Origin of the sequence: Lentzea indica, from assembly GCF_012184385.1 — a bacterium.
In the GTDB taxonomy this organism is placed as follows: Bacteria; Actinomycetota; Actinomycetes; order Mycobacteriales; family Pseudonocardiaceae; genus Lentzea; species Lentzea indica.
This window is the reverse complement of record NZ_VSRL01000052.1, coordinates 36,048-44,143: the sequence shown is the minus strand read 5'-3', so window position 1 is coordinate 44,143 and position 8,096 is coordinate 36,048. Positions and strand designations below refer to the sequence as shown.

The 8,096-nt window shown below is 68.7% G+C and carries 9 protein-coding genes; 4 read left to right on the top strand and 5 right to left on the bottom strand.

Translation table 11 applies throughout. The features are described from left to right. On the top strand, nt 1-496 hold a 496-nt coding region (locus FXN61_RS16915; RefSeq protein ID WP_167975022.1), incomplete at its 5' end, for a universal stress protein. Between the two features lie 31 nt (nt 497-527). Here the strand turns inward: FXN61_RS16915 and FXN61_RS16910 are convergent. From FXN61_RS16910 to FXN61_RS16895, 4 genes are read right to left on the bottom strand one after another with little or no spacing between them, the layout of a single operon-like run. Further along, nucleotides 528-1,112: a hypothetical protein gene (locus FXN61_RS16910; protein WP_312877793.1), complete on the bottom strand. Its 585-nt coding sequence runs from the start codon at nt 1,110-1,112 to the stop codon at nt 528-530. Continuing rightward, the gene (locus FXN61_RS16905; protein ID WP_167975020.1) at nt 1,099-2,712 is read right to left on the bottom strand and encodes a VWA domain-containing protein; all 1,614 of its coding nucleotides are present in this window, start codon (nt 2,710-2,712) and stop codon (nt 1,099-1,101) included. The genes FXN61_RS16910 and FXN61_RS16905 overlap by 14 nt, the downstream gene beginning before the upstream one ends. Beyond that, complete coding sequence (locus FXN61_RS16900; RefSeq protein ID WP_167975018.1) at nt 2,709-3,851, bottom strand: toxic anion resistance protein; 1,143 nt, start codon at nt 3,849-3,851, stop codon at nt 2,709-2,711. Before FXN61_RS16900 ends, FXN61_RS16905 begins: the two co-directional genes overlap by 4 nt. 1 nt (nt 3,852) lies before the next feature. Further along, on the bottom strand, nt 3,853-4,926 hold the full coding sequence (locus FXN61_RS16895; RefSeq protein ID WP_167975016.1) for a hypothetical protein: 1,074 nt from the start codon (nt 4,924-4,926) through the stop codon (nt 3,853-3,855). A 169-nt stretch (nt 4,927-5,095) separates the two neighbouring features. Between FXN61_RS16895 and FXN61_RS16890 the strand changes: the two genes are divergently transcribed. The 3 genes from FXN61_RS16890 (at nt 5,096) to FXN61_RS16880 (ending at nt 7,758) form a co-directional block, all read left to right on the top strand. Beyond that, on the top strand, nt 5,096-5,428 hold the full coding sequence (locus FXN61_RS16890; protein ID WP_167975014.1) for a YciI family protein: 333 nt from the start codon (nt 5,096-5,098) through the stop codon (nt 5,426-5,428). 67 nt (nt 5,429-5,495) lie between these two features. Beyond that, nucleotides 5,496-6,071, top strand: coding sequence for an IS607 family transposase (locus FXN61_RS16885; RefSeq protein ID WP_167975012.1), 576 nt, complete (start codon nt 5,496-5,498; stop codon nt 6,069-6,071). Beyond that, nucleotides 6,064-7,758 carry an IS200/IS605 family accessory protein TnpB-related protein gene (locus FXN61_RS16880; RefSeq protein ID WP_223165477.1) on the top strand — a complete coding sequence of 565 codons (1,695 nt, stop codon included), beginning with the start codon at nt 6,064-6,066 and terminating at the stop codon, nt 7,756-7,758. The genes FXN61_RS16885 and FXN61_RS16880 overlap by 8 nt, the downstream gene beginning before the upstream one ends. Here FXN61_RS16880 and FXN61_RS16875 read toward each other — a convergent pair. Further along, nucleotides 7,697-8,089 carry a VOC family protein gene (locus FXN61_RS16875; RefSeq protein ID WP_167975010.1) on the bottom strand — a complete coding sequence of 131 codons (393 nt, stop codon included), beginning with the start codon at nt 8,087-8,089 and terminating at the stop codon, nt 7,697-7,699. The two genes, FXN61_RS16880 and FXN61_RS16875, sit on opposite strands and share 62 nt — an antisense overlap. Between the last annotated feature and the right edge of the window lie 7 nt (nt 8,090-8,096).

The following is an 8,096-nucleotide window of genomic DNA, read 5'->3' as shown; positions in this document are numbered from 1 at the left end:
CACCGCGCTCGCGCTGGCGGCGCACGGGAAGTGCCCGCTGGTGGTGGTGCGCGGCACGGCCGTTCCTGACGGTCCGATCGTGGTCGGCGTGGACGGATCACCGACGAGCGAGGCCGCGATCGCATTCGCGTTCGAGGCGGCGTCGCGCCGGGGCGTGCCGCTCATCGCCGCGATGGCCTACCAGGACTTCGTGGTCGAGGGCGGCTATCAGTCGTCGCGGATCGTGTTCGACTGGGCCGAGGTCGAAGCGGACGAGCGACGCCTGCTCGCGGAACGGCTGGCCGGCCGGGAGGAGAAGCACCCGGAAGTGAAGGTGGAGCGAGTCGTGCTGTGGGACCGGGCCGCGCCGGCGTTGCTCGGTCTGGCGGCGCGGGCACAGCTTCTGGTGGTCGGCAGCCACGGGCGCGGCGGTTTCGCCGGGATGCTGCTCGGGTCGACGAGCCGGACACTCGTGTACCACTCGCCGTGCCCGCTCGCGATCGTCCGGCCGTCCTGAGGCGCGGAACGAGAGTGTCGTCACGCGCTGATCACTCGCGATCCTCCAGGTAGCGGGTGTGGTCGGCCTGTCGTTGCGCGTCCGCCGCGTGGAACCGCTCCGCGACCCTGATGGCGTCGGCGTGCAGCAAGTCCAGCTGCCGCAACAGTTCCGTGCCGGAACCACGCGCGGCGGCGAACCACCACGGCAGGTTCAGGTAGGTCTGCACGGACAGCGGCATGTCCGTGCCGACGAGCCGGGTGACTGCGTGCAGGGCGTCCGGGTCGCCGCGCAGTTCGCGCGGGCGGTCCAGCATGCCGCGCAGCACCTCGGCGATCTCCGCGAGCTTCGGCGCCACGTCACCGGGGACGCGGCCGCCGAAGCCGCGCACCCGTTGCACCAGCGCGTCCAGCTCTGACCGCAGCGCACTGGCCTCCTCCTCCGGATCGGTCACCAGGGTGATCCGCTCGGGAGGTGCGGCGAGCGCGCCCACGCCGTAGAGGCCGATGACCACCAGCGGCCAGTAGGAGCCGGCGAGCCCGGCGAAGTGCAGGACGAGGCCGATCAACCCACCCGTGCAGCCGGCGAGGTTCTTCCAGGACGCCAGATAGCGCAGCACCGGGTTACTGGTAGCCACGGATCTCCTTGAAGGCCGCGGAAAGCGACCGGCTGCGGGCGTCGAACACCTTGCCGCCGCTCATCTTCGCCACCTGTTCCATCTCGGCCGTCGCGCTCTCGCCGAACAGCACCGGGAAGATCGGGATGCCCTTGAGGTTCTGCGGCAGACCGGCGTGGAACGCGGTGAAGTCGTTGACGTCCTCGGAGCCGGTGTTCTCGCCGTCGGTCATCAGCACGATCGACGTGAACCGGTCGGGGTCGGCGTTGATCTGCTCGCGCAGCACGTCGTAGCCGCCGCGCAGGCTGCTGTAGATCGCCGTGCCGCCGGACGCGTCCAGCGAGGTGGCGGTGGTGCGGATCTGGTCGAGGATCGGGCGCGGGTCGTTCGCCGGCACCTCGTACTTCAACGCCGGGTGCGCGGTGCTGCTGAACGGCAGCAACGTCACCTGCTCGCGGCCGTGGAACCTGTTGAACTTGCCGGCGAGCGACTCGTCCGCGCCCGTCAGGCCCACCAGTGCCTGCCTGAGACCGTCGATGCGGTCGCCCTGCATGGAGCCGGACGTGTCGAGCACGTAGAGCGTGCGGGACGGACGCCGAAGCTGGTCGAAGTACGTGGTGATCAGACCGTCCACAGCGGACTGGCTGCCGGGGAACGGCAGTTCGACGAGGTCCTTCACGGCGAACTTCGCGTCCGGCTGCACCTGCGGCACGGCAGGCCGGCGGTGTGTGGTGTCCATGATCTTCCGCTGGACGTCGGCGCCGCGCAGGTGGTCCGACAGCTTCTGGTGCGCCTCACGGGCTTCCGAGGTCGCGGACGTGAGCAGGGTCAGCGGGTAGTCCGCGGTCACCACACCGTCGCTCGGGTAGACCAGCGTCAACGGCTCGGGCAGCGTGGCGTTGAGCGACAACAACACCGACTCGTAGTTGATCAGACCGTCCACTTTGGCGCCGGGGTCCTCGCCCTTGGCGCGCCTCGCGTAGGCCTCGGACAGCCAGCCGGACGAGCCCGCCGACAGCTTCTGCGCCGAGAAGAACTGCTTGAGCTGCGGCGCGACCGCGTTGATCTTGGCAGCGTCGAGTGCAGAGCCAGAACCTGACAGCGCCGCCGCGACTCCGACCAGCGCGGAGAAGCCCGAGTTGGAGGCGGACGGGTCGGTCATGCCGTAGGTGAACTTCTGGGCCCCGGCGGCTTCGGCGATCTCCGTCCAGCCGACGCGTTTGGTGTCCCAGCCGAGGTCTTTGACCTTCGCGGCGGGCAGGCCCAGCACGACGGGGGAGGACATCACCTTGGAGGGGGTGCCGAGCCGTTTCTGGGCCTCCGGCACGAGTTCGAGGTAGCGGTTGGAGGAGAACCAGACGGCGTCGAAGCCCTGTTCGGCGGCGCCGCTCGCGACCTTCTCCGCGCCCTCGATGGTGCCGGTGAAGCTGAACTTCACGGAGATGCCCGTCGCGCGAGCGGCCTCGTCGAGGACGGGCTGCAGGTCGGCCAGCTCGCTGCCGGCCAGCACTCGCAGGACGCCCGGTGCCGGGTCGCCGACCGGTCTGGACGGATCGGCTTCGTCGGAACATCCCGCCAGCAGCACCAGGGCGGCCACTGCGGGGATGAGGCGGCGGATCATGCTTGCTCCTCGGCGCCGCGGACGCGGCTCAGGTGGTCGTGGGCGCGCCGGATCTCGGCGTCCAGCGCGGTCACGGTGCTGGACATCGAGTCGGCCGCGCGGGCCTTGAACGTGTCGATCGCGTCGATCGCCGCGTAGATCTGGTCGAACGAGGTCCGCACCGCCTCGATGCCGACCGCCGGTGTCGACGCGATGCGCTGGATGTCCTCTCCCTGCACCGACATCAGCGTCGCGTTCGAGCGCAGGATCGAGTCGGTGAGCCCGCGCACGGCGTCGACCTGGTCGATCACCTCGCGCTGTCCGGCCAGTGCCGCCGCGACCGCCACGCCGATCCGCAACGCCGTGACGGTCGTGCTGACCGCGCGTTCGATGCCCTTGATCAGCTCGTCGTTGTTGCGGCGCACCACGTCCAGCGCCATGTACCCCTGCGCGCACACCGCGAGCTGGGTCAGCAGGTCCTGGTGCCGTTGCCGCAGACCGAACAGCACGTCGGCGCGCAACGCGTTGGCACGTCCCGGATCGGACAGGTCGAGGATCGCGACCTGTCGTCCGACCGCCTCGTCCATCTCGGCGGCGAGCGCCGCGTCCTGCGACAGCTTGGTCATCAGGTCCCACAACCGCTGCCGCTCGCCCTTGATGGCCGCGTTGTCGCGCTTCAGCGAGTCCTGGCCGGACCGGAGCTTCAACACGATCCGGTTGACCGGTTCGTCGGCCGCTCGAAGCCGTGCCAGCAGGCCACGAGCCGCGTTGCCGCCGGGGAGGAACCCGAGGATCTTGCGGCCGGTCAGCTTGGACAGGTCCTGCGGATCCAGCTCGCGCACGGACCGGCGGAGCTCGGTCAAACTGACGGACATCTGAGCGGAATGAGGCGACGACACGGACGCGAGCGTGCGGTCCAGCAACCGGCCCGCGATCTGGGCCGCCACCCGCATCTCCGCCTCGCCGAGCACGAGCGCCTCGTCGACGATCCGGCTGAAGTCCGGCGACTGCGGGTCGACCGCGTTCAACGAGTCGATGAAGGCGACAGCCTTCTCGGAAAGCTCGACCTTGCCCTCGTCGGAGACAGGGATCAGCCCGGCCGCGCGGTCGACCGGCACGGGCTCTACGGGATCCGGTGGCGTCAGAACGAAATCGGACATGTCAGTACTGCTTCGCGATCGCTTCGAGCATCCGCTCCAGCGTCTCGTGCGCGGGCGGTTCGACGACGTCCACGATCGTCTGCGGCACGGTCAGGTTCTTCTCCTTGACGATGTCGTTGAAGTGCTTGGGATCGGCCGTGCGGAACCCGAACGTCGCGGCGAGCTTGCCCAGTTCGGCATCGGTCGAGAGAAGCTGCCCGACGCGGTCTCCTGCCTCGCGCAACGGCACCAGCGTGTGCTTGGACAGCACCGTCGGCGCCGGGTAGAGCAGCTTCATGTCCGGCCGGATCGTCGAGTCGCCCCGCACCACCCGGTCGACGAACTGCGCCTCGTAAGCCAGCACCAGCGGCGTTTTGCCCATGCCCGCGGACAGGTAGTCCTCGAACGGCCCCTCGGTGCTGCTCTGCGTGTAGCCCTGGTCCAGGAACAGCTTCGACACCGCCGGGAGGACCTTGACCTCGGCCTCCTGCGACGACACCACCCCGCCGTTCGCGACGAACGACGTGATCGCCAGGTACATCGCCGCCGAGTTCGAGTCACGGGGATCGGTCGTGGTGACCAGCAGGTTCTTGCGCGCCGGGTAGGAGGTGTTGCCCGGCAGCTGGTCCCACCGCGTGGCCTTGCCCGCGAGGTCCAGGTACGCCTGCACGTCGAACGTCTGGTAGCCCGGCCCCGGCTTGACCACCCCCGCCTTGGTCAGCAGCTCGATGATCGGGTCGAACGTGGCGATCACCATCGGCGACGAGAACGGCGCGTACGTCCGCGCCGCCTTGCGGTCGCGCTGGATCTTCTCGGCCGCCGGCGCGGAAGAGGGGAACGCGAAGTCGTACGAGTTCAGGTCGGTGGCCGTCGCGATCTGCCGCGATCCGGCCGGATCCACCTCGACCTTGAGCCCGTGCTTCGCGAACACGTCCTTGACCCGCTGGTCCGCGAAGAAGGCGAGCTTCTCCGAACCGATCACGCCGCGCACCGTCTCGAGCCGGGCCGGTGCGTCGCCGCCCTGCCCCAGGACGATGGCGGTCACCACACCCACCAGCAGCACGACCGCGAGACCGATGCCGAGCGTTCTCTTCACTGTCCACCCCTGCTGAAACCCGTTCGGAGAACAGATCTTTCGTCACTTCGACGGTGTTTCAGGGGCGGTCGTCGCAATCGTGAGATGAACACTGGGTGAACGGGTCGATGAGTTTGAAGCGCCACCCGAGTCGGCATCGCTGAAGAGTCCGGATCGAGGAGGTAGAGCGATGAAGTTCGTGACCATCGGCTACGGCGACCGCGAGGGCTACGACCAAACGGACGCGTCCGTTCGCGACAAGGCGCACGCGCACGACGAACGGTTGCGCGCAGCGGGAGTGGAGATGGGAATTGCCGGCTCACCAGTGCAGGTGCGCAACCATGACAACGCCGGGACCACTGTGGAGAACGGCGCGTTCCTGCAAGCAGCTCTCCCGATCGCGGGCTTCGCGATCATCGAGGCCGCGACGTTGGACGAGGCCATCGAGCTCGTGTCGAACACTCCGTGCGCGGTCGCTCACGGAGTGGTGGAGGTGTGGCCGCTGCAATCAGCGCAGGGGTGATCAACTGCTCGTTCCAAGGTCGTATGAGTGAGTGTAAGAGCGATTGAGTGAGTGTTATGATCGTGTCGTGAACTTGACGGAGTGGGCGAGGGCGCAGGGTGTGCATCCGCAGACCGCGTATCGCTGGTTCCGTGAGGGAACGTTGCCGGTGCCGGCGGAGCGGGTCGGCCCGCGGATGATCCTGGTGAATGCCGAAGGCAATGCGTCGACTGTGTCGCTGGGCGGGTTGGGTTTGTATGCCCGCGTGTCCTCGCATGATCAGAAAGCCGATCTGGATCGGCAGGTGGCACGCTTGTCGTCGTGGGCGGCCGGTCTCGGCGATCCTGTTGTGCGGGTCGAGGCCGAGGTCGGCTCGGGCATGAACGGATCACGGACGAAGGCTCGGCGCCTGTTGGCGGATCCGCGGGTGACCACTGTGGTGGTTGAGCGCTCGGATCGGCTGGGGCGGATGAACGTCGAGTTGGTCGAGGCCGCCTTGTCGGCGTCCGGTCGGCGGCTGCTGATCCTCGACGAGGGCGAGGTCGAGGACGATCTGGTGCGGGACATGGTCGAGGTGCTGACGTCGTTGTGCGCTCGCCTGTATGGGCGTCGTTCGGCGAAGAACCGCGCCAAGAAGGCGCTGGAGGCCGCAGAGCGTGGTTGAGCTGGCCACGAAGCCGCTGCGGGAGGTCTCCCGCCCGTTCGTCGCCGACGGCCCTTCGGGCGTGTCGGTACGCGGCCGTCTCAAGGGCCTGACCGCGCAGGACGAGAAGGTCTTGCGTCTGGTCGGCGAGCACATGGGGCGCCTCGCCTCCGCTGATCTGGCCCGGCGTTGCCGCGACGGCTTGGACCACTGCACCGACACGTGGGCCGCCCGTAAGCGGGATCTGACGGCCGCCTCGTCGTCGCGGTGGGCCGGTTCGGTCACCTCCAACACCCACGATCAGTGGGGGCTGTCCCGCCGTGCCCAGCACGCGCACCTGCGGTCTCTGGACGCCGGTATCCGCACTCTGCGGCACCGCCTGTCCTTGCCGATCGGCGAGAAGGGAAGCCGGGGCAAGCCCGGTGGCTACCGCGGCAAGGGCGAGTGGTTCCAGAAGTCCCGCCGCCTGGCGATCCTCGAAGACCGTTACGAGCAGGTACGCGCCGAGCGGGAAACCGGAAAGGTCTCCGTCGTGCGCGGCGGCCGTCGCCTGCTGCACCAGCGGCACAACCTCACCGCGGCCCAGAAGACCGAGGCCCGATGGTGTGCGGAGTGGGAAGCGTCCCGCTGGTTCCTGACCGCTGACGGCGAGTCCGGCAAACGCCACGGGAACGAGACGATCCGCGTCACCCCCGACGGCGAAGTCGTGATCAAGCTGCCCGCCCCGCTCGCCCACCTGGCCAACAGCAAGCACAGCCGGTACGTCCTCGCTGCGAAGGTCGCGTTCCCGCACCGGGGCGATGAGTGGCGCGATCGGATCGAAGCCAACCGGGCGGTGGCCTACCGCATCCACCTCGACGTGGCCCGTGGCCGCTGGTACCTCGACGCCTCCTGGACCCGCAAAGACCTCCCCGTGGTCCCTCTGGACGCGCTGCGGGCCGCAGGCGTGATCGGCGTGGACACCAACGCCGACCACCTGGCCGCCTGGCTGCTCGACTCTCACGGCAACCCGATGGGTGCGCCCCGCCGCTTCGGCTACGACCTGACCGGAGCCGCGAACCATCGTGACGCCCAGCTCCGCCACGCCCTCACCCGCCTCCTGCACTGGGCCAGGGCGACCGGTGTGCAGGCCATCGCGATCGAAGACCTCGACTTCACCGACAGCAAGACCCGTGAGAAGCACGGCCGCCGCAAGCCGTTCCGGCAGCTCATCTCGGGCATGCCCACCGGCAAACTCCGCGCCCGCCTGCTGTCGATGTGTGCGGAGGCCGGTATCAGCGTGATCGCCGTCGACCCCGCCTACACGTCGATGTGGGGCGCACAGCACTGGCAAAAGCCGCTGACCAGCAAGAAACGGCAGACTTCCCGACACGCCGCCGCCTCGGTGGCGATCGGGCGACGCGCCCTCGGGTATCCGATCCGGCGACGGACGGCACCGCCCCACGACGACCAGAGCGATCGCCGTGGGCATCGGACCGCCCAGGCCGGACCGTGTAACCAGGGGCGTGAGGGAACCCGTCCCCGCGTATCCGGACCACGGACACGATCCGTGCAGCCGGACACGGCAGGAACACAGGCGACCAGCGCATCCAAAACCGTTCGGGCTGCGCCAGTTGACCAGGTTTGGGTCCAAGACTCACTCCTGCTCACTGATTTAGGAACGGTGACCTGTCGCCGACGGACCATTTGTGCCCGAACGGGTCTGTGAAGCCACCTTGCCGGTGCGTTCCCCACGGCATCTGATGGCCCACGACCGCCGAACCCTGAACGGCTCCGGCGGCAACGGCACGGGCGATGAAGCCGTCGGGGTCGTCGGTGAAGACCTCGATGCGCACGTTCGTGACGCCGCCGGGACTGGTCTCCGCGGGATTGTCGGGATTGACCTCGTGGAGGAAGAAGGGCGCGCCTCCGATCTGCAGGCCGGCCACGCCGCCGAGGTTCCACAGCTCAGAGGCGCCCAACGCCGCCTTGTACCAGGAGACCGCGGCGTCGGCGTCCGGAACGATCAGCATCACTGAGATCACCGGAGGTTCGGTCATGCCGCAC